Source organism: Pseudomonas sp. SK2, assembly GCF_016772395.1.
In the GTDB taxonomy this organism is placed as follows: domain Bacteria; phylum Pseudomonadota; class Gammaproteobacteria; order Pseudomonadales; family Pseudomonadaceae; genus Aquipseudomonas; species Aquipseudomonas taiwanensis.
Genome location: NZ_CP061944.1, coordinates 3,624,982 through 3,645,423, shown reverse-complemented (window position 1 = coordinate 3,645,423; position 20,442 = coordinate 3,624,982). Strand labels below are relative to the sequence as shown.

16 protein-coding genes are annotated in these 20,442 nt (G+C 62.1%); 6 read left to right on the top strand and 10 right to left on the bottom strand.

The genetic code is table 11. The features are described 5' to 3' along the window. The first annotated feature begins 68 nt into the window (after positions 1–68). Positions 69–509: a GlcG/HbpS family heme-binding protein gene (locus IF103_RS16260; RefSeq protein ID WP_023381457.1), complete on the top strand. Its 441-nt coding sequence runs from the start codon at positions 69–71 to the stop codon at positions 507–509. Positions 510–600: 91 nt separating this feature from the next. On the opposite strand, the gene IF103_RS16255 is transcribed toward IF103_RS16260, so the two are convergent. Further along, a complete protein-coding gene (locus IF103_RS16255) occupies positions 601–1,212 on the bottom strand; it encodes a TetR/AcrR family transcriptional regulator (protein ID WP_023381456.1) in 612 nt (203 codons plus the stop codon). A 132-nt stretch (positions 1,213–1,344) separates the two neighbouring features. Here IF103_RS16255 and IF103_RS16250 point away from each other — a divergent pair, with 132 nt between their 5' ends. Further along, complete coding sequence (locus IF103_RS16250) at positions 1,345–2,259, top strand: DUF808 domain-containing protein (protein WP_104883432.1); 915 nt, start codon at positions 1,345–1,347, stop codon at positions 2,257–2,259. 96 nt (positions 2,260–2,355) lie between these two features. Here IF103_RS16250 and IF103_RS16245 read toward each other — a convergent pair whose 3' ends face one another. The 7 genes from IF103_RS16245 to puuE all read right to left on the bottom strand — a co-directional run bounded on the left by IF103_RS16245 (position 2,356) and on the right by puuE (position 9,393). Next, positions 2,356–3,138, bottom strand: coding sequence for an outer membrane protein OmpK (locus IF103_RS16245; RefSeq protein WP_104881434.1), 783 nt, complete (start codon positions 3,136–3,138; stop codon positions 2,356–2,358). A 355-nt stretch (positions 3,139–3,493) separates the two neighbouring features. Beyond that, positions 3,494–4,279 (bottom strand): outer membrane protein OmpK, encoded by a 786-nt coding sequence (locus tag IF103_RS16240; protein WP_104881435.1) that lies wholly within the window; start codon positions 4,277–4,279, stop codon positions 3,494–3,496. A gap of 135 nt (positions 4,280–4,414) precedes the next feature. Continuing rightward, the gene (locus IF103_RS16235; RefSeq protein ID WP_104881436.1) at positions 4,415–5,770 is read right to left on the bottom strand and encodes a nucleobase:cation symporter-2 family protein; all 1,356 of its coding nucleotides are present in this window, start codon (positions 5,768–5,770) and stop codon (positions 4,415–4,417) included. 198 nt (positions 5,771–5,968) lie between these two features. Next, complete coding sequence (locus tag IF103_RS16230; RefSeq protein WP_027907559.1) at positions 5,969–7,297, bottom strand: urate hydroxylase PuuD; 1,329 nt, start codon at positions 7,295–7,297, stop codon at positions 5,969–5,971. Between the two features lie 43 nt (positions 7,298–7,340). Then, positions 7,341–7,844 (bottom strand): ureidoglycolate lyase, encoded by a 504-nt coding sequence (locus IF103_RS16225; RefSeq protein WP_012315446.1) that lies wholly within the window; start codon positions 7,842–7,844, stop codon positions 7,341–7,343. A 107-nt stretch (positions 7,845–7,951) separates the two neighbouring features. Further along, complete coding sequence (gene uraD / locus IF103_RS16220) at positions 7,952–8,467, bottom strand: 2-oxo-4-hydroxy-4-carboxy-5-ureidoimidazoline decarboxylase (protein ID WP_023381448.1); 516 nt, start codon at positions 8,465–8,467, stop codon at positions 7,952–7,954. Further along, complete coding sequence (puuE, locus tag IF103_RS16215) at positions 8,467–9,393, bottom strand: allantoinase PuuE (RefSeq protein WP_023381447.1); 927 nt, start codon at positions 9,391–9,393, stop codon at positions 8,467–8,469. The genes uraD and puuE overlap by 1 nt, the downstream gene beginning before the upstream one ends. A gap of 397 nt (positions 9,394–9,790) precedes the next feature. Between puuE and uraH the strand changes: the two genes are divergently transcribed. After that, positions 9,791–10,144: a hydroxyisourate hydrolase gene (uraH, locus tag IF103_RS16210; RefSeq protein WP_023381446.1), complete on the top strand. Its 354-nt coding sequence runs from the start codon at positions 9,791–9,793 to the stop codon at positions 10,142–10,144. Between the two features lie 562 nt (positions 10,145–10,706). Here the strand turns inward: uraH and IF103_RS16205 are convergent. Next, a complete protein-coding gene (locus IF103_RS16205; protein ID WP_023381445.1) occupies positions 10,707–12,056 on the bottom strand; it encodes an NCS2 family permease in 1,350 nt (449 codons plus the stop codon). 282 nt (positions 12,057–12,338) lie between these two features. On the opposite strand from IF103_RS16205, the gene IF103_RS16200 reads away from it, so the two are divergent. The 3 genes from IF103_RS16200 to IF103_RS16190 all read left to right on the top strand — a co-directional run bounded on the left by IF103_RS16200 (position 12,339) and on the right by IF103_RS16190 (position 19,120). Beyond that, entirely contained in the window at positions 12,339–13,094 is a 756-nt protein-coding gene (locus tag IF103_RS16200; RefSeq protein WP_023381444.1) for a GntR family transcriptional regulator, read from the top strand. Between the two features lie 192 nt (positions 13,095–13,286). After that, the gene (gene aqpZ, locus IF103_RS16195) at positions 13,287–13,985 is read left to right on the top strand and encodes an aquaporin Z (protein ID WP_023381443.1); all 699 of its coding nucleotides are present in this window, start codon (positions 13,287–13,289) and stop codon (positions 13,983–13,985) included. Between the two features lie 113 nt (positions 13,986–14,098). After that, positions 14,099–19,120 (top strand): dermonecrotic toxin domain-containing protein, encoded by a 5,022-nt coding sequence (locus tag IF103_RS16190; RefSeq protein WP_202675479.1) that lies wholly within the window; start codon positions 14,099–14,101, stop codon positions 19,118–19,120. A 7-nt stretch (positions 19,121–19,127) separates the two neighbouring features. Here the strand turns inward: IF103_RS16190 and guaD are convergent, their stop codons facing one another. Then, the gene (gene guaD / locus IF103_RS16185; protein ID WP_023381441.1) at positions 19,128–20,432 is read right to left on the bottom strand and encodes a guanine deaminase; all 1,305 of its coding nucleotides are present in this window, start codon (positions 20,430–20,432) and stop codon (positions 19,128–19,130) included. Positions 20,433–20,442 lie beyond the last annotated feature (10 nt).

Here is a 20,442-nt window from a genome sequence, read left to right as displayed (position 1 = left end):
GTGTTCTATTTGTCCCATCGGTTTTCAACTGCCCTCAGGGCTTCTCACAACAAGAAGAGGACCTTTCCATGAACGCTTTGAACCTCAAAGCCGCTGTCAGCCTGGTGAACGCCGCGCTGGCTGCGGGCCGCAAGATCAATTCCGCGCCGCTGACGGTGGCGGTGCTGGACGCCGGCGGGCACCTGCTGGCGTTGCAGCGCGAAGATGGGGCGAGCCTGATTCGCCCGGAGGTAGCCATGGGCAAGGCATGGGGCGCGATTGCGCTGGGCAAGGGCTCGCGTTTGCTGGCGTTGGATGCGCAGCAGCGCCCAGCGTTTTTCGCGGCATTGAATGGGTTGGGTGAGCGGCCGGTGGTGCCGGCTCCAGGTGGCGTGCTGATTCGTGATCAGGACGGGAAAGTGCTGGGGGCGGTAGGGATCAGTGGAGATACGTCGGATATCGACGAGCAGTGCGCGATCAGTGCGATCGAAGAGATCGGGTTGAAGGCGGATGCCGGGGTAGCTGCCTGAATCTCGATTGCCGGCTCTGACCTATTCGCGGACAAGCCTGCTCCCACAGAGACTGTAGGAGCGGGCTTGTCCGCGAATGGCGCCAGGTGGTTCAGGCCACCTCAGGCTCACAGCCTTTGAGTACCATCCGGATGATAGTCTCCGCCGCCGCGTCATAATCGCTGTCGGCCAGCTTGGCCTTGCCGGTCACCGCCGAGATCTGCCAGTCGAAGTCGGCATAGGTCTGGGTCGCGGCCCAGATGCTGAACATCAGGTGGTGCGCATCCACATGGGCGATCTGCCCACGGTCGATCCAGCGCTGGATGCACTCGATGTTGTGGCGTGCCTGCTCGTTCAATTGCTCTACCTGACTCGGCGACAGGTGCGGTGCGCCATGCATGATCTCGCTGGCGAACACTTTCGAAGCGTGCGGCAGGTCGCGGGAGATGCGGATCTTCGAGCGAATGTAGGAACTCAGCACTTCTCTGGGGTCGCCATCGGCATTGAACGGCGTCGACGCCTGCATGATCGGGGCGATGATGCTTTCCAGGACCTCGCGGTAGAGGTTGTCCTTGGACTTGAAGTAGTAATACACGTTCGGCTTGGGCAGGCCGGCCTTGGCCGCGATATCGCTGGTCTTGGTGGCGGCGAAGCCCTTGTCGGCGAATTCCTCGCTGGCCGCGCGCAGGATCAGTTCCTTGTTGCGCTCGCGAATGGTGCTCATTGTCGGGGCTCTTCCTCGTGTCTGGCCACCTCTAAGAGGGATCGGGCATGGTAGCACCGGCCCCAATGGGCGCTCAAGGCAGCGACTTTCGGCTAGAATCTGGCCCATTCAACTTATTCGGAACCGGCAATCATGGCAGGAAGCAGTCTACTGGTGCTGATCGACGACATCGCCACGGTGCTCGATGACGTCTCGGTCATGACCAAGGTCGCGGCGAAGAAGACTGCGGGCGTGCTGGGTGACGACCTGGCGCTCAATGCCCAACAGGTCACTGGCGTACGTGCCGAGCGAGAGATCCCTGTGGTGTGGGCGGTGGCCAAGGGGTCGTTGGTCAACAAGCTGATCCTGGTCCCTGCGGCGCTGCTGATCAGTGCGTTCATTCCATGGGCGGTTACGCCGCTGTTGATGGTCGGCGGCGCCTACTTGTGCTTCGAGGGTTTCGAGAAGCTGGCGCACAAGTTCCTGCACAGCAAGGAGGAGGACGCCGCCGGGCACGATGCGCTCAAGGAGGCGGTGGCCGATACCAACGTCGACTTGGTGGCGTACGAGAAGGAGAAGATCAAGGGCGCGGTGCGCACCGATTTCATTCTGTCGGCCGAAATCATCGCCATCACCTTGGGTACCGTCGCCGATGCGCCGCTGACCCAGCAGATCATCGTGCTGTCGGGCATTGCCATCGTCATGACCATCGGCGTGTACGGGCTGGTGGGCGGTATCGTCAAGCTCGATGACCTGGGGCTGTGGATGACTCAGAAAACGTCGCGCATGGCCCAGGCTATCGGCAATGGCATCCTGCGCGCGGCGCCTTACATGATGAAAAGCCTGTCGGTGATCGGCACCGCGGCAATGTTCCTGGTCGGCGGCGGGATCCTGGTACACGGCATCGCGCCGTTGCATCACGCCATCGAAGCGTTCAGTGAAGGGCGCGGTGGGGCGCTGACCGGCGCGTTGCTCAATGGTGTGGCCGGCGTGGTGGCGGGGGGCGTGGTATTGGCAGCGGTCGCGGTGGCTGGGAAGCTGTGGCGCGCTGTCCGGCCTTCGCGCTGAGTGGCATGGATCGCCGGCAAGCTGGCTCCTAAGGGTTATGTCCAATGACAGTGGGAGCTCGCTTGCCGGCGATGGGCCGCAATGCGGCCCCGATGATCAGAAGTGAACCTTGACCAGGAAGCTTGCAGTGTTCTGGTCGGTGGTGAACGCATCGGAATCCTTGATCCCGTACTTGTTCTTCCAGTAGTCGTACTCGAAGCCGACGTACAACTGCTTCTCGCCCAGGTGCAGGGCCTTGCCCAGATCGTATTTCACCTGCGGGTTGAAGTGCAGGTTGGCGTGATACTCGCCGCGGCGATTCTCATCATTGTCGACTACCCAGTCCATGAAGCCGTCGATCAGGATGTCGGACGAGCCCACGGGAATGGTGTACGACCAAACCGGGGTGATCTGCCAGACATTGTCACCGGCGCGGCTGCCGTCGGTGGTGCGCTGGTAGAAGTTCAACTGGAAGTAGTCGAAGCCTGGAATATCCAGGTCGAAGCCTGGGCCGATCAGGTACGACTCGCTGTCCCCTTCGCCGAACTCATAGGTCATGGCCAGCAGCACGTCCTTGACCGGGCCGAACTCCAGCTTCTGGTCGAAGATCTTGCCGAACGACAGGCGAGGGCTGATCTCGCCGTAGTAGGTGTTCGGGCCATTGTTGGCGTCCGTCTTGCCCTGGTAGAAGATCTTGTCGACGAAGATGAAGTTGTCGCCGTACTTCCACGCGTCCGCGTGCTCGAAGGTGACGGTTTGCTGGATCTCTGGGTTGACCTTGAAGTTCTTGCCCCACAGATAGGTGAGGCTGTTGTTCTGCCACTGCAGCAGGTCACCGGCGAAGGAGGTGCCGCAGGCCATTAGGCCGCCCGCGAGAATCAGGCTGTTGATGGTACGCATTGCGAGTGTCGCTCCCTTGATTGGATTGTTGTCAGCGCGTGGTGTTGGCGCTTTTTTTTGTCTTTTGAGTCAGTTTTTTTCGATTAGCCACAGTTGTTTGGCAAGAGCTGCGCCAACTTTTCCGGGTTGGACGCAACCATCCTGCTCGACGTCTTTCTGAACGGATGAAAAGGGTATTTCAGGCTGGCAACACGTTGGCCAACCGCCCGAATTCATTGACTGAGCGGTCAGTAAACGCAGGCAGAATCCATCCTGCCTTGATCGAGGGGGCGCGCAGATTACTCACTTGCGCGCCTTGTCTCAAGTGCTCCGTCCTGGAGCACAGTGATACAAACTTGGGCGTTTGGTCAGCTTCTTAGAAATGCACTTTCACCAGTGCGCTGAACACGCTCTGGTTGCTCTGCACATTGCCTTGGCTGTCAATGCCGTACTTGTCCTTCCAATAGCTGTACTCGAAGCCTACATAGAGCTGCTTGGCGCCGAGGTTCATGGCCTTGCCCAGGTCATACTTGACCTGCGGGTTGAACTGCAGGTTGGAATGGTAGGTGCCGCGTCGGGTCTGGTCGTTGTCCACCACCCAGTCCATGTAGCCGTCGATCAGAATGTCGGATTTGCCGGCGGGGATGGTGTAGGAGAACGTCGGTGTGATCTGCCAGACATTGTCACCTGGGCGGCTGCCTTCGGTGTTGCGCAGGTAGAAATTGAGGGTGAAGTAGTTGAAGCCGGGAACGTTCAGGTCGAAGCCCGGACCGATCAGGTAGGCTTCGTTGTCGCCTTCGCCACGCTCGTAGGTCATGGCCAGCAACACGTCCTTGATCGGGCCGAACGCGAAGCTCTGGCCAGTGATCTTGCCTAACGACAGGCGCGGGCTGAACTCACCGTAGTAGGTGGTCACGCCTTTGCTGGGGTCGGCCTTGCCGTTGTAGAAAATCTTGTCGACGAAAAGAAACGTATCGCCGTACTTCCATTTGTTGGCGTGCTCGAACGTGATCGTCTGCTGGATGTCTGGGTTGACCTTGAAGTCCTTGCCGTACAAGTAGGTCAGGCTTTCGCCATGCCACTGCAGCCATTCGCCTGCGTGCGTCGGAAGGGTAGCCAACAGGCTGCTGCCCAGCAGCAGGGACGAGGTGATGCGTTTCATGTTGTGATTCCCGGACTTATTGTTTTTGTTAGCGTTTTTTCGGCGCACAAGCGCCCCGGGCGGCCCATTCCGGCGGGCCGACGGTGGAGGTCGTTGCTTGCTTGAAAAAGGGGCGGCAGCATGCCGCCCCCTGGTTCAATGCTGGTGACAGGCGTCGTTGTGCACCGCCCGATCAGCACCCCCGAGGATGTTGAACAGTAGGTTCAGCACGAGCGCACTGACCGTTGCCATGGCGATCCCGCTGTGGGTGATCGGTTCCATCCAATGGGGCATCTGCGCGAAGAACTCCGGGCGGACCACGGGGATCAGACCGAAGCCGACGCTGACCGCAACCAGCAACTGGTTGCGACGGTCGCCGATGTCCGCTTCCTGGAGAATCTTGATCCCGGTGGCGGTGACCATGCCGAACATGGCAATGGACGCGCCGCCCAGCACCGCGGGCGGGATCGAAGCGATCAGGAAGGCCGCCTTGGGCAGCAGGCTCAGCAGAATCAGCAGCGCGCCTGCCACCACGGTGACGTAGCGGCAGCGTACGCCAGTCATCTGCACCAGGCCGATGTTCTGGGCGAAGGATGAATGGGTGAAGGTGTTGAAGAAGCCTGCCACGAACGACGCGCCGGCATCGCACAACAGGCCGCGACGCAGCATGCCGGGGGTGACTTCGCGGTCGGTGACCTTGCCCAGGGCCAGGAACATGCCGGTGGACTCGACGAAGATGATCACCACCACCAGGCACATGGACAGGATCGGCGCCAGGCTGAAGGTCGGCATGCCGAAGTGCAGCGGGGTAACGACTTGCAACCACGGAGCTTCGGACAGGCCGGACAGGTCGACCATACCGATCGAGCCGGCCAGGATGTAGCCCAGGCCCATGCCCACCAGCACGGAAACGTTCACCCAGAACCCGCGCATGAAGCGGTTGATCAGCAAGATCACTGCCAGCACCAGGCCGGCCACCAGCAGGTAGATCGGCGAGCCGAAGGTTTGCGCTTCGTGCCCACCGCCGGCCCAGTTGACCGCGACCGGGAACAGCGAGAGGCCGATGGAAGTGATCACCGTACCGGTGACCAAGGGCGGGAAGAAGCGCACGACCTTGGACATGAACGGCGCGATCAGCATGCCGAAGAACCCGGCGGCGATGGTCGCCCCGAAGATCCCTTGCAGGCCGACGCCGGGCATGCCGGCCATGGCCACCATGCTGCCGACGGCTGCGAAGCTTGCGCCCATCATCACCGGCATGCGGATGCCCACTGGGCCGATCCCGAACGACTGGATGATCGTGGCGACGCCGGCAACCAGCAGGTCGGCGTTGATCAGGAAGGCGACTTCTTCGCGAGACAGCCCGGCAGCCTGGCCGATGATCAAAGGCACGGCAATCGCGCCTCCATACATCAGCAGAACGTGTTGCAGGCCTACCAGAATCAATTGGAACAGGGGCAGAGGCTGTCGCGGCGGCGCAACGGGAATGTACGCCTTGCGTGACTCGGACATGCAGCACCTCGAGTTTTGTTTTTATTCTCGGATCCAAGCGCCGGGCTGCAGGCGGCAGGTCTTCAGAAGAAGACCTGGGGTTCCCGCATGAGGCCCGAGCGCTCGATGCTTGCGTATTGCCTTGAAACCGAGGCCGGGTTCACCGGCCTCTTCGCGGGCGAGCCCGCTCCCCAGGAGGCGTGGGGTGTGCCCGTTGGATCAGTTGACCGGCGCGCCCTTGGCGATCCAGTCACCGACGAGCTTGCGCTCTTCCACGGTCATCTGGGTGATGTTGCCCAGTGGCATGATCTGGCTGGCGACCGCTTGCGCCTGGATGCGCGCGGCTTGGGCCTGGATCTGCTGTGGGGTGTCGAACATCACGCCGGCAGGGGCGGCGCTGAACAGTGGGCTGGTCGGCTTGGACGAGTGGCACACGGTGCAGCGTTCCTGGATGACGGTATGGATCTTTTCGAATCCATCGGTCACGGCCTGGGCGGTGGCCTGGGCCGGGGCTTGCGCAGCCGCCGCAGGCGCTTCGGCGGCCTTGGCGGCCTCCTCGGCACGCTTCTCGGCTGCGGTTTTCCCGCCGACAGCGGTTTCCGGCAGAGGCTGGTACTCGATCTTCGCCGCGGCTTGCTCAGGCGCTACAGCCATCGGCTTGGGACCGGTGACGTAGGCCAGGCAGATCATTGCCAGGGCACCGACAGGCAGGGTCCAGGCGTACTTATTGCTGTCATGGCGGGTGTTGAAATAGTGACGGATCAGTACCGCGGCCACTGCGATCCCAGCCAGGATCAGCCAGTTGTATTGGCTGCCATAGGTGCTCGGGAAGTGGTTGCTGATCATGATGAACAGCACCGGCAGGGTGAAGTAGTTGTTGTGGCGCGAACGCAGCAGGCCCTTGGCCGGCAGAACCGGGTCAGGGGTGGTGTTGTTTTCGATCGCGGCCACCAGCTGACGCTGGGCCGGCATGATGATCCGGAACACGTTGCCGACCATGATGGTGCCGATGATCGCGCCGGTATGCAGGTATGCCCCACGGCCGCTGAATACCTGGCTGAAGCCGAAGCAGGCGGCGATGATCAGCACGAACAGCACGGCACCGAGCAGCGCAGGCTTTTTACCCAGGGGCGAGTCGCACAGGAAGTCGTAGATGAACCAGCTGGCGATCAGCGAACCGATACCGATGGCCACGCCCTCGGCACCGCTCAGGGTGCTGCCAGGGGCCAGCAGGTACAGGGCTGGGTTCCAGTAGAACACCACGCACAGCAAGGCGATACCGGACATCCAGGTGAAGTAGGCTTCCCATTTGAACCAGTGCAGGTTCTCGGGCATTTTCGGCGGTGCCAGCTTGTACTTCTCAAGGTGGTAGATACCACCGCCGTGGATGGCCCATAGGTCACCCGACAGCCCCTCGCGCGGATTGCTCCGGTTCAGGTTGTTTTCAAGCCAGACGAAGTAGAACGATGCACCGATCCAGGCGATACCGGTGATCATGTGAACCCAGCGAATGCTCAGGTTCAGCCATTCGTGAAGGTGTGCTTCCACAGTATGTACCTCTGCCGGTCACCGAACGATGACCGACCTTTTCTTATTGGTGGGGATTGAGGATCAGCATCTGTTCCTCGGTGAAGTAATGCTCGTCGCAGTTGTTGCCGGAACCACTGCGATCAACCACCAGGAAGTCATCCCGCTTTTCGATCGTCAGCACCGGGTGGTGCCAGACGCCGCGATGGTAATTAACGCCCTGCCTGCCATTACTGCGGAAGGCTCGGACCAAGCCTGATACAGGTGCATCGCCAACGGGCGCGACCACGATCAGAAAGGGGTTGCCGAGCAGCGGGATGAAAGCCTGGCTGCCCAGCGGATGGCGTTCCAGCATGCGCACGGTCAGCGGCATGTCCAGCGCGTCGGCGCGGAAGATGCTGATGATCGCTTTGTCTTCAGGCTCTGCGGTCTCGACCGTGGCGAGCTTGTGAAAGCGCATGGTCGAGCCGTTGTTGATCATGAAGTGGTCGCTGCCGTCGGTTTCGATCACGTCACCGAAGGGGGCGAAGGCTTCTTTGGTCAGGGGCTCGATCATCAGGGTGCGCATGCGGTTATCTCTTCTATGTTCGTTGTTCTTGAATAGGTGGACCGGCTTGCAGGCCAGGCCCTGGGTACGGACGCGTCACGCACTCGGGCCACGGCTGCGCTCGGTCCTTAAAGCTGCAGCAGGCGGAACAGGGCAATCAGGTTGATCTGTGCCAGGGCTTCCTTGAACTCTGCTTCGGCATCGTTGTGAATGCGTTTTTCGAACGAGGCCAGGATCTGGTGCCGGTTGCTGCCTTTAACCGCCATGATGAACGGGAACTGGAACTTGGCTTTGTAGGCATCGTTCAGTTCGGTGAACCGGGCGAACTCCTCGGCGGTGCACTGGTGAATGCCGGCACCGGCTTGCTCGTTGGTGCTCGATTCGGTCAGCTCGCCCTGGATGGCGGCCTTGCCGGCCAGGTCCGGGTGAGCGTTGATCAGGGCCAGTTGCTCTGCGTGGCTTGCGCTGAGCAGGATATCGCTCATGCGCTGGTGCAGGGCTTCGATCTCGTCCAGCTCACCCAGCTGGCCGAGGTCGTAGGCCTTTTCGGCAACCCACGGCGAGTGCTCGTAGATGTCGGCGAAGGCCTCGACGAAGGCGTCACGGTCCAGGGTGGAGGGCTTGAGGGTCTTGAAGGCAGTCATCAGGCGTTCTCTTTCTTGTACGGGTGGGTGGCGTGCCAGTGGCGGGCGATATCCACGCGACGGGCGAACCAGACCTGCTCATGGCTCTTGGCGTAGTCGACGAAGCGCTTGAGCGCAGCCAGGCGCGCCGGGCGACCGACCAGGCGGCAGTGCAGGCCGATGGAGAGCATCTTCGGCGCTTCGGCGCCTTCGGCATACAGCACGTCGAAGGCATCCTTGAGGTACTGGAAGAACTGCTCGCCGCAGTTGAAGCCCTGCACCTGGGTGAAGCGCATGTCGTTGGTGTCCAGGGTGTAGGGGATCACCAAGTGCGGTTTGCCGGTGGGGTTGTTTGGCTCCCAGTAGGGCAGGTCGTCGTCATAGGTGTCGCTGTCGTAGAGGAAGCCACCTTCCTCCATCACCAGGCGACGGGTGTTTGGGCCGGTGCGGCCGGTGTACCAGCCCAGCGGGCGCTCGCCGGTCAGCTCGGTGAGGATGCGGATGGCTTCGAGCATGTGCTCGCGCTCCTGGGCCTCGTCCATGTACTGGTAGTCGATCCAGCGGTAACCGTGGCTGCAGATCTCGTGGCCGGCCTCGACCATGGCGCGGATGACGTCCGGGTGGCGCTGGGCGGCCATGGCCACGGCGAAGATGGTCAGGGGTACGCCGCTGTCCTTGAACAGCTTGAGCAGGCGCCAGACACCGGCGCGGCTACCATACTCGTACAGCGACTCCATGCTCATGTTGCGCACACCCTGCAGTGGCTGGGCGGCAACCATTTCGGAGAGGAAGGCTTCGGACTCTTTGTCACCGTGCAGGATGTTGCGCTCGCCGCCTTCTTCGTAGTTGAGCACGAAAGACAGCGCGATACGGGCGTTGCCCGGCCATTGCGGGTGAGGTGGGTTGTTGCCGTAACCGATCAGGTCGCGAGGGTAGTCAGCGCTCACTGCAGTCTTCCTTCTTGTGCGTTTGTGCGGGGGTGGGCGGGCCGCGTCGGGATGTCGCACCACCGGATGGGCTGATTGTATACAACTTCTGAAATCTTTTGTAAGCCTGTTTTTCCGCATTTCTTCCCATTTGTCGCATGAGCCTTGCCGGTTAAGTCTTTGCAAGAAACCTGCCCACTTGGTCAGTTAATGACGTTGACGTCTGCGCTGGGCCTGTATTTGCGACTGGTGGCCGGTTTGTCGGGGCGCAGGGAGGAGGGCGAAGGAAGGGTTTAGAAAATTGTGTACAATCTTTCGTGAAAATGTCTTAATGACTGCATTCCCGCATACGGCGAGGTCCATTTTGGTGCCATGCCGAGTATTTTCTGCCCACGATCTGCACAAGAGGCGACAAGCAATGGGACGTTTGACCACACACGTACTGGATGCCGCGCACGGCTGCCCAGGCAGCTCGATCAAGGTCGAGCTCTATCGCGTAGAAGGCCAGCAGCTGGAGCTGGTGAACACTGCGCTGACCAACAGCGATGGGCGGGTCGACGCACCGTTGCTGCAAGGCGACGATTACCGTACCGGTGTCTATCAGTTGCAGTTCAGTGCGGGCGCTTATTACCGTGCTCGCGGCGTGCAGTTGCCGGAGCCGGCGTTTCTGGATGTTGTTGTGCTGCGCTTTGGCATCGACGAGAAGCAGGAGCATTACCACGTGCCGCTGTTGATCTCGCCGTATAGCTATTCGACCTATCGTGGAAGCTAGTGGGTCGCTAGGAGAATCTTCGTAGGTCCTTGGCCCGCTCTCACACTGGCGGGCTTTTTTTCGTCTGCAGAAAAAGAGGGTGGCGTGTGGTGTCGGGCGCGGATGTGGGTGGGCTTGAAATCGAGCGCCGCCTGCGCGGCGCATCGCGAGCAAGGCTCGCTCCTACCGAGCCATGCAGCAAAGCGGGCGTGCGCCTCAAGCAGGAAGACCGACCTGAAACAGACGTAGGAGCGAGCTTTGCTCGCGATGCGCCGCGCGGGCGGCGCTCGATCTTGCAATTGCTAGAAAGCTCAAGCCAAGCTACCGGAACCTGGGGCATACCCTTCGGCCACGGTGAAAAAAGAGGAGGGTGGCGTGTGGTGTAGGGCGCGGATTTGGGGTGGGCTTGAAATCGAGCGCCGCCTGCGCGGCGCATCGCGAGCCATGCAACACAGCGGTCGTGCGCCTCAAACAGGAAGACCGACCTGAAACAGACGTAGGAGCGAGCTTTGCTCGCGATGCGCCGCGCGGGCGGCGCTCGATCTCGCAATCGCTAAAAAGCTAAAGCCAAGCCATTCACGAATTAAAGAAACACGAACTTGGCAATGAAAATCGCGCACAGTACCCAAAGGCTGGCAGAGATTTCCTTGTACTTGCCAGTGCCTGCCTTCAATGCCACATAGCTGATGAAGCCCAGGGCAATACCATCGGCGACCGAGAAGGTCAGCGGCATCATGATCACGGTAACGATCGCTGGAATGCTGTCGGTGGCTTCATCCCAGTGAATGTGCGCCATGCTGCCCATCATCAGCATCGCTACATAGATCAGTGCACCAGCAGTGGCATAGGCAGGGATCATCCCGGCCAGTGGCGCGAAGAACATCGCGGCGATGAACAGGACGCCGACGACCACTGCAGTCAAGCCAGTACGGCCACCCGCCGCGACACCCGCGGCACTCTCCACGTAGCTGGTCACAGGTGGCACGCCGACCACCGCTCCGAACACACTGGAGGCACTGTCGGCCTTCAGGGCCTTCGACAGGTTTTCGATACGCCCATCCGCTGCCACCAAGTTGGCCCGCTGGGCTACGCCCATCAGGGTGCCGGCGGTGTCGAACATGTGCACGAAGAGGAACGCCAGTACCACGCTGATCATGCTGACGTTGAACACGCCCGCCACATCCATGGCCATCCAGGTGGGTGCCAGGCTCGGTGGCATCGACATCACGCCACCGAACTTCACCAGACCCAAGCCCCAGCCAGCGACGGTGACGCCGATGATGCTGATCAGGATGGCGCCGAACACCCGCTTGTAGCTGAGGATGGCGATCATCAGGAAGCACACCGCTGCCAGCAGCGGACCAGGCTCATGCAGCGAGCCGAGCTTGATCAGTGTGGCCGGGCTGTCGACGATGATCCCTGCGGTCTTGAGGCCGATCAGTCCGAGAAACAGTCCGACCCCGGCACCCATGGCATGTCGCAGGCTCACTGGGATGCTGTTGAGCAACCATTCGCGAACCTTCGACAAGGTCAGGAACATGAACAGCACGCCCGAGACGAACACGGCCCCGAGCGCTGTTTCCCAGTTATAGCCCATGGTCCCGACCACGGTGTAGGTAAAGAAGGCGTTAAGCCCCATGCCCGGTGCCAGGCCCACCGGCCAGTTGGCGTAAAGGCCCATCAGCAGGCAGCCGAGGGCGGCGGCGATGCAGGTGGCGACGAAGGCCGCGCCATGGTCGATACCTGCGTCGGCCATGATGTTGGGGTTGACGAAAATGATGTACGCCATGGTGATGAAGGTGGTCACCCCGGCGATCAGCTCGGTTCGGACAGTGCTGCCGTGTTGCTTGAGTTTGAAAATCCGCTCCAGCCAGCTCGTTTCGAGCGGCGGCGCGAGATCCAGCGTAGGGGCTTCGGATTTGCGGCTTTCCACAGCGAGTACTCCTCAAGTCTTTCTTGTTGTTGTGGAGCCTTCGTCCTGCGCAAAAGCGCTTGGCGGCTCCAAGAGGGAAGGCAGACGTCCGACCGTTTGTTGACTTATGGGTCAAGAAGTTGCTCGCTGGATTATCCTTTTGTGTACAAAGAATGCAAATAATGTTTTATCTTTTGTGTGCACAAACTGTCGCTCGATGGCTATATAGCGAAAAGGCCACCTGCAGAAACGGCTCAGCCTGTGTACAATGGCGCCATACTTTCCTTCGTGCCTCGAGAGCCCATGAACGAACAGCTGCAACCTCTGAAGAAACCTGCACGCGCTGGCAAGGCTGGCCGCAGTGGTACCCAGGACGACATCGTCTATGCGCACATCTTCGAGGCGATCCTCGAGCAGCGTCTGGCACCGGGCACCAAGTTGAGCGAGGAAGCGCTGGGCGAGATCTTCGGTGTCAGCCGTACCATCATTCGCCGCGCGTTGTCGCGCCTGGCCCATGAAAGTGTGGTGCTGCTGCGACCCAATCGCGGCGCGGTGGTGGCCAGCCCGACGGTGGAAGAGGCGCGTCAGGTGTTCTTCTCGCGGCGTATGGTCGAGCGCGCTATCACCGAACTGGCCGTGCAGCACGCTACCGCCGAGCAACTCAATGAGCTGCGCCAGATGGTGCGTGAAGAGCGGGACAGCTTCTCGCGCGGCGACCGGGGTGCGGGTATCCGTCTTTCCGGCGAGTTCCACCTCAAGCTGGCCGAAGCGGCTGGCAATGCCCCGCTGGTGAGCTTCCAGCGCAGCCTGGTGTCCCAGACCTCGCTGATCATCGCCCAGTACGAAAGCGGCAACCGTTCGCATTGCTCGTACGACGAGCACATGCAGTTGATCGACGCCATCGAGGCGCGCGATGCCGAGCAGGCAGTGAGCCTGATGATGCACCACATGGACCACATCGACAGCAAGCTCAACCTGGACGAGGAGAGTGCCTCGGACGACTTGCATGCCGTGTTTTCGCACCTCCTGAAAAAGCCCAAGGCCTCCGTCAAGGGCTGATCCTTCCCGCGCCGGTCTCCTGAGTTTTCTCCAGCGCCGCGCCGTCCGAGAGGGCGCGGCCTCGTGTCGCGCAGCGGTCCCGTGGCCTTGACTGGCCATTAACCCAAGGTCTGCTAAATTCTTGTGGGCAAACCTTCATCAAGCAGTTGGGCTTGCGCATTCATTGCGTTCAACTACTTGAGGAAAGGAATCATGAGCATCTCCCTGGGTACACGTATGGGCGCCGAACTGGTCGGCACCTTCTGGTTAGTGCTTGGCGGCTGTGGCAGTGCAGTACTCGCAGCCAGTTCCCCCATCGGCATTGGCGTGCTTGGTGTCGCTTTCGCCTTCGGCCTCACCGTGCTCACCATGGCGTTCGCCATCGGCCATATCTCCGGCTGCCACCTCAACCCTGCCGTGTCGTTCGGGCTTGTGGTGGGTGGGCGCTTTCCGGCCAAGGAACTGCTGCCTTATGTGATCGCCCAGGTGATCGGCGCGATCCTGGCGGCGGCGGTGATTTACTTCATCGCCAGTGGCAAGGCCGGTTTCGAACTGGCATCTGGTCTGGCTTCGAACGGTTATGCCGATCACTCGCCCGGCGGCTATTCGCTGGCGGCCGGCTTTGTCAGCGAAGTGGTGATGACGGCGATGTTCCTGGTGGTCATCATGGGCGCCACCGACGCACGCGCACCGGCAGGCTTCGCCCCTATCGCCATCGGCCTGGCCCTGACCCTCATTCACCTGATCTCGATCCCGGTGACCAACACCTCGGTCAATCCCGCACGCAGTACCGGCCCGGCATTGTTCGTCGGCGGCTGGGCCTTGCAGCAGTTGTGGCTATTCTGGCTGGCACCGTTGATTGGCGCTGCGATCGGTGGTGCGCTGTACCGTGGCTTGGCCCGCGAGCCATAAAGCCGGTTTGCAGGCTGGGGGCGCAGGGGCGCCGATGGGCTGTGAATATGAATGTACCGCTTTTCGACGGTCCCCCTGCGCAGACTGGTGGCTCTTCATAAGGAGCTACCTACATGACTTTACCGGCCGAATTGTTCGATGCCGTACCCCTCGACAGCGTTGAATCGACAAGCGCCCCCGACCCGGTCCTGGAGCAGGCCAGGGTGCAACTGCATGCACTGCTTGCCGATGCGCCCGATCCCGTGGACTGGCTCAACCAGGCATCGGTTGCACGGCGGGCCAGGTCGGCTGGCGATACGCAATGGCGGCAACGTTTGCCCGCTGGGCTCGATTTGCAGGCAGGGCACATCGAGTCCGCCGAACCGCAGTGGTTCAGCGTGCTGGAGGAAGCCCTGGAGGCCCAAGCGCAGGTTTATGCCGACCTGTTGCCATTAGGCAGTTTGCCGGACAGCTACCCCGAGCGTCTGCGTGACCGTTACCGGGCACAGCACCTTCAGCGGCTGTTGGACTGTTTCGGCGCGACGGCGCCAGCGCGACAGGCACTGGCGCCTTGGATAAGCCTGCAAAGCACCCGGCATAAAGCGACCGAGCAGGCGCGTCAGGCGCTGACGGGGGAAGGGCCGTGGCGCGAGTCGGGGCCATTGCAAGCAGCAATCCTCGCGGCCATGGATGCCGAGGCAAGCCTGCAGGTGCTTGAAGGGCAAATCACACATCAGGCTCGCGACCAATTGTTCTCGCCCGATGATCAGCACCCCGTGCAGTGGCTTTCGGTGCAGGTGGGTGAACAGCCACTGCCTGGGGTGTGGGCGATGGTCCAAGCCAGTGCATGGGCCTCTGGCTTGCTCGATGCCCCCCTGCTGGTCTGGGTTCATGGCGAAGGCGGAGGGCTGATTTGCCTGGAGGCCCAGGTACAACTGCGCGAGCGCCTGGCCTTCACCCTGGCCAACGCACGCCTGCCAGTATCCTCGCTGGTTCCCGAGGATGAGGCTCAATTGCAGTTCGTGCCCGCTCCGCAAGGCCTCACCGGTCTTGTACAGGACCTGCTGGATCACTGGTCGGGGCAGTTGGGGGACGCTCCGCCAGCCAATGGCCCGCTGGCACAACTGACGCCCGATCAGGAGGCCGAGCGGCGTCGGGAGCTTGCCCGCACGGCGCTGTCGATGCCGGTCGACAGTTGTCGGCAGGCGGCGGTGGCGGTGCTCGAGCAACTGTGGGCAGCCGATACGTTGGCCCAACACCTGCCACAGTGGCTGCTGGCGCGAAGCGAAGATGAGCGCGAGCTCTTTGCCGCCTGGCTGAGGGAGTACCAACAGGCAGCCTGGGCGCTGGAAGATTGGCTTGAAGAACAATTACCGCCATTTGTCACATTCGCCGGTCAGTTGCTCTGCGATCGAATCCAGCAAGACCTGCGCATTACGCTGACCCCTGACACCGTGCTGCTGCATCGGCCGGTGTCGGTCGGCTTTCACTGGTTGGGCGAAGGTACAGTCATCGAGCCCTTCCCTGGCGGCGAGTTCGGCTTTTCCGGCGCTCCATTACACGCGGCGCAGGCGTCGATGACATGGGTGGCAAGCGACGAATGGGAGGATGTGACGGTCGCGCAACTGGCTTGCGAAGGCTTCGATGGCCAGGACGACGCCGAGACTAGAAGCCTGCAGATGGCCCAGTGGCGGGTAGCGGGCATCTCGGCGAAGTATCTGTCCGACACCTTGGTCTCGCTCGACCCGCTGAGGCAATTCGAGACTACTCTGGCTGTGACATTCGACCCGTCGCAGGAGGCAGATATCCAGCGCTTGCGTCGACCTTACAGACTCGAACTGCAACTGTTGGCCCGCGTACAACACTGGCGTCAGGCGCTCAGCCAACCTGCCGTGGACATGCTGGACACCGCGGCGCAGGTGACTTCAACTGCGGCACTGGCGCAAGCAAGGATGCGAGTTCACTGGTTGACCATCAACAGCAACCAGGCCCTGGGTAGCGAAATCCGCGGCGCCGGTGCGCTGGTCAGGACCGATTCAGGCCTAACCGTGCTGGTTTTGCCCGGTGCGCCAGAAGACATCAATTTGATCGAGCGCGATAGCCTTGAACAGGCGTTGGCTCATCTGCGGCTGGCCATCCGCACCCGCACGGATGTAGCCGACTATGTTGCGCAGCGCTGCACCGACGACCCTGACCGGCTCCTGAGCTATTTCCGCCAGGCGGCCAGCAAGGGCTATGACGGCTTCTTGAATGCCCCAGCGGCAATCGACCAGACGCTCATCGGCCTGCAGCTGACGGACCGGCGTAACCGCCTGATGAGTCTGGCGCGCCAGCAAGGGCGCAATCAGCTGGGTATCAGGATCAGCCGTGACCAGCAGGCGCATGAGCGCCACATCGGTTATCTCAGGGCTGGCCTGGCGATAGTGCCGGGTGTGAACGTGGTCGTCGCATTGCAGGATATCCAGCACAGTGTCCAGGCCATCGGTAGCGCCTGGCGGGCACGGGATGCCGACTCATTGGGTTGGGCTGCGCTGAGCGTGGCGGGTGCCGTGGCCGACATCCTGCTAACCGCCGTTCCTGTCGCCGGTGGGCTGTGGAGCCTGCGCCGGGCCGTGCGCCTGCGCCTGCGGCAACTCAGCGCCAGCCGCCCGCTGGCCGGCTATGAGGTACAACCACGACTGCGCGGCGCGACTCGCTTGCAGGGGGGCGACGAGGGGCTTTGGCTGCATGCCGGCCAGCAGTACATCCAGCAGGACGGTCGCCTCTATGCCGTCTACCGGCGAGCCGGGGAGCACACGCTACGCTTGCGTGCCACCACCATGCGGCGCTACGAGGCGCCAGTGCGCAGGGAGGGTGGGCGTTGGGTCGTGCATGCCGAGGTCGGCCTGCGCGGTGGCGGCGGCAAACTGACCGAATCGGAAGGGCTGCTGAAATATGCGGGGCCGCGAAGCCGGCACCAGCCGTTCGCCGGGGCAAGCCCGCAGACCGCCTTGGCGCGGGGACGGCGCATCCTCGCCAACTACGCCTTTCGAAGTGAAGAGCAGCGGGTGGAGTTCGTATTGTCCTACCTGGCCGATGGTGTCGCGCCAGCCTGGTCGCGTACCTACCTCATTGGCCCAGGCAGCTCGGCGGGTGTGCCGGTCACCAGGCCTTCCCAGCCCTGGCAGCAGTGGCGTTGGGCGCTTCATGGCGAAGACCGTGTGATCGCAAGGTCCGGGGGCGAAGTCAGTGTACATTTCGGGGGGCAGTCGGATACCTCGGCGCTCGGTGTGCGTGTCGAGGGTAACTATTACCCAATACTTGAAGGGTCGGCCTCCAGTCGGGTGCGTTTCATCGTCCAGCCGGGCTGGCAGCCTGAACGGCTGGTCGATCTCGATGACGGGATCGCACAAGGGTTCGGACCGGTGCGGGTCCGACTGGGGCAGCACGCCGCCGAGGCGCCTGAAGTGTTGGGTGGTTTTGCCGAAACCTTCGGTGCACGGCTTGCCCGGCGTTATCCCTTGATGAATGCCAACGCCCGGCAGGTAATGGGCGAGACGTTGTTCAGGAATGCCCGGCGCCGCCATGGATGGAGTTCGATCACGCTGGAGGATCTGGATCACTGGCTGGATGATGCGACCTCCGAGCCGCTGCGGATAATCGACGAGCGCATCGTCGACAATCTGCAAGTGGCGGTCAACCGAGACGTCCTCGGCACCCAGACGTACGAGTGGCGCTGGATGCTCGCGCGTCCCGAAGCCGATGCGCTGCGCAGCGCTGTGGGGCAGCCGACCTTGCAGCCATTCCAGGCAGGCATCAGGCGGGCCATCGTCGACCGAGGTTACCGGATTCTCCAGGAGGGTGGCCACCAAGGGCGTTGCCTGTTCATCTTCGTGAGGCCCGGGCATCGGGAGGTGTATGTGCTGCTGCAGCATCTGGCGCTGGGGCGGGTATCGCTGATGGGGCGCAACGGCATGGTGCTGTTCGGTGAAGTCTGGCTGGACGAACTGATCTCCCGCTTGACACTGCCGGTCGCTGCCGCGCTGCGCACGGCCCGCCAGCAACGATTGCTGCGGCCAGTGCTGGGCGGCGTGCACTTCGAGGGGCCGCACACCACCGAATTGGTCTGGCAGCGTATCCATTTCCAGCTGCGCGAGAATCCCACGGTCCCGCAAGGACGGAGCTGGCGACACAGCTCGCGTGAGCTCACGATGGCGGACATCGAGCGAGTACCAGGCTCAGGGCTTTATGGAGCCGAAGGCGAAGCGTTGGTCCAAGGGGTCGCTATCGAAGGGCGCTGGGTGCCGATCTTTCCGGTGGAAAGCAACAGCGCCATTGTGCTTACCCGGACGCAGCAGCTACCTGCACCGTTGCGTTTCGATGACCTGCAACGCTGTGTGCGTCAGCGCTACGGCGAACAGCCCTGGTTGGTGGTGCGTAACCAGCAGGGGTGGTCGGTGCGGCGGGCGCTGTTCACCCTGCCGTTGGATTACCAGGTTAGCCGTGCGCGTCCAGGTTTGGCCCAACAGAGTGCGCAGAACGTCGCCCGTACGGTATTCGAAGGGTTCCAGGGCAGCGAGCATGCGCGGTTGTTGCACCTTGAGCAGGTGCTCAATGGCTGGTTGGGAGATACCCGCGCCCTGGGTGATCTCGCCGACCCGCTGTTGTTGCTCGCGCCGCAGCGGCCCTTGCAGCTGGAGGGGCAGAGGGGGTGGCGGTTGACGCTGGCGCTGGATGCTCCGGCAGCCAGGCCTCCGGTGTACTACCTGCGAGCCGTGGATGCCCACAGCCAGCAATTGCTCGGCACTGTCAGTGGCAGACGCATGCGCCAGCACGCCATCAACGTGGTCGACGATATGCTCAGGCGTTATGGATTGAGCCACCAGCAGCGTATCGGCAATGTCGTCCAGTATGGGCAGTCGTCGACAGGCAGGGTCTACCTCGTGCTGGTGGCCGTCAGCGAAGAGGCGGTTATCGATGTGGCCCCGGACCTGGGAGGATCAGTGCTGTCCCAGGCTTGGCTGGCGCAGTGGCACACGCAGATCGGCGCGCAAGCGCGCCAGGCTCTGCAGCAGGCGATCGAGCAAGGACGTCTGGTTCGCTTGCTGGTGACCTTGCGCGTAGGGGCAGGGCCTTACAGTGGCCAGGTCGCGGTGACGCGCCTGGCCGATTTCTGATCGCGCCTCAGCGCTGGTGCACGCAACGACCGGCCGCGTAGGTTTCCCGCACGGTGCGGTCGTCGCCCAGGGTGGTGAGGACGAACAGGGTCTCTTCGATGCTGTTGGACTGTTGGATACGGTAGTCCAGCAGCGGCGTGGCCTTGTAGTCGAGCACCACGAAGTCGGCATCGTTGCCTGGGCGCAGGCTGCCGATGCGGTCGTCCAGGCGCAAGGCACGGGCACCGCCGAGGGTCGCCAGGTACAGCGACTTGTAGGGGTGCAAGCGAGCGCCCTGCAGTTGCATCACCTTGTAGGCCTCGTTCAGGGTAGTGAGCAGCGAGAAGCTGGTGCCGGCGCCGACATCGGTGCCCAGGCCAACGTTGACCTTGAAACGCTCGGCCTGGGGCAGGTTGAACAGGCCGCTGCCCAGGAACAGGTTGGAGGTTGGGCAGAAGGCGATCGCCGAGCCGGTTTCTGCCAGACGCTGGCACTCGTCGTCACACAGGTGCACGCCGTGGGCGAACACCGAGCGCTCGCCCAGCAGTTCGAAGTGGTCGTAGACGTCCAGGTAACCCTTCTGCTCAGGGAACAACGACTTGACCCAGTCGATTTCCTTGAGGTTCTCCGACAGGTGCGTGTGCATGTACACGCCGGGGTGTTCCTTGAGCAGTTGCCCCGCCATGGTCAGTTGTTCCGGGGTGCTGGTAGGGGCGAAACGCGGGGTGACCGCGTAGTGCAGGCGGCCCTTGCCATGCCAGCGTTCGATCAATGCCTTGCTTTCGCTGTAGCTCGACTCGGCGGTGTCGGTCAGGTAGTCAGGCGCATTGCGGTCCATCATCACCTTGCCGGCGATCAGGCGCAGGTCCAGACGCTCAGCTTCTTCGAACAGCGCGTTGACCGATTCCGGGTGCACGCTGCCGAACACCAGGGCGGTGGTGGTGCCATTGCGCAGCAGCTCCTTGAGGAAAATCTTCGCCACCTGGTCGGCATGGGCCTTGTCGGCAAACTGCTTCTCGCAGGGGAAGGTGTAGGTATTTAGCCAGTCCAGCAGCTGTTCGCCGTAGGAACCGATCATGCCAGTCTGCGGGAAGTGGATATGGGTGTCGATGAAGCCTGGGGTAATCAGGGCATCCTGGTAGTGCACCACCTCGATGTCGGCGTCCAGGGTCGGCAGCAGCTCGCTGGCATGGCCAACGGCGCTGATGCGGCCATCATCGATTACCAGCAGGCCATCCTCGTAGTATTCGTGGGAGGCGTCCAGGCCAACTTCGGCCGGGTCGGCGATGCTGTGCAGGATGGCGGCGCGGTAGGCTTTACGGGTAGCAGTCATAAAACGCTCG

Excerpts from the sequence above, each read along its gene's own strand:
- IF103_RS16260 (WP_023381457.1), top strand. The coding sequence starts at position 69 with ATGAACGCTTTGAACCTCAAAGCCGCTGTCAGCCTGGTGAACGCCGCG.
- IF103_RS16255 (WP_023381456.1), bottom strand. The coding sequence starts at position 1,212 with ATGAGCACCATTCGCGAGCGCAACAAGGAACTGATCCTGCGCGCGGCC.
- IF103_RS16250 (WP_104883432.1), top strand. The coding sequence starts at position 1,345 with ATGGCAGGAAGCAGTCTACTGGTGCTGATCGACGACATCGCCACGGTG.
- IF103_RS16245 (WP_104881434.1), bottom strand. The coding sequence starts at position 3,138 with ATGCGTACCATCAACAGCCTGATTCTCGCGGGCGGCCTAATGGCCTGC.
- IF103_RS16240 (WP_104881435.1), bottom strand. The coding sequence starts at position 4,279 with ATGAAACGCATCACCTCGTCCCTGCTGCTGGGCAGCAGCCTGTTGGCT.
- IF103_RS16235 (WP_104881436.1), bottom strand. The coding sequence starts at position 5,770 with ATGTCCGAGTCACGCAAGGCGTACATTCCCGTTGCGCCGCCGCGACAG.
- IF103_RS16225 (WP_012315446.1), bottom strand. The coding sequence starts at position 7,844 with ATGCGCACCCTGATGATCGAGCCCCTGACCAAAGAAGCCTTCGCCCCC.
- uraD (WP_023381448.1), bottom strand. The coding sequence starts at position 8,467 with ATGACTGCCTTCAAGACCCTCAAGCCCTCCACCCTGGACCGTGACGCC.
- uraH (WP_023381446.1), top strand. The coding sequence starts at position 9,791 with ATGGGACGTTTGACCACACACGTACTGGATGCCGCGCACGGCTGCCCA.
- IF103_RS16200 (WP_023381444.1), top strand. The coding sequence starts at position 12,339 with ATGAACGAACAGCTGCAACCTCTGAAGAAACCTGCACGCGCTGGCAAG.
- aqpZ (WP_023381443.1), top strand. The coding sequence starts at position 13,287 with ATGAGCATCTCCCTGGGTACACGTATGGGCGCCGAACTGGTCGGCACC.
- IF103_RS16190 (WP_202675479.1), top strand. The coding sequence starts at position 14,099 with ATGACTTTACCGGCCGAATTGTTCGATGCCGTACCCCTCGACAGCGTT.
- guaD (WP_023381441.1), bottom strand. The coding sequence starts at position 20,432 with ATGACTGCTACCCGTAAAGCCTACCGCGCCGCCATCCTGCACAGCATC.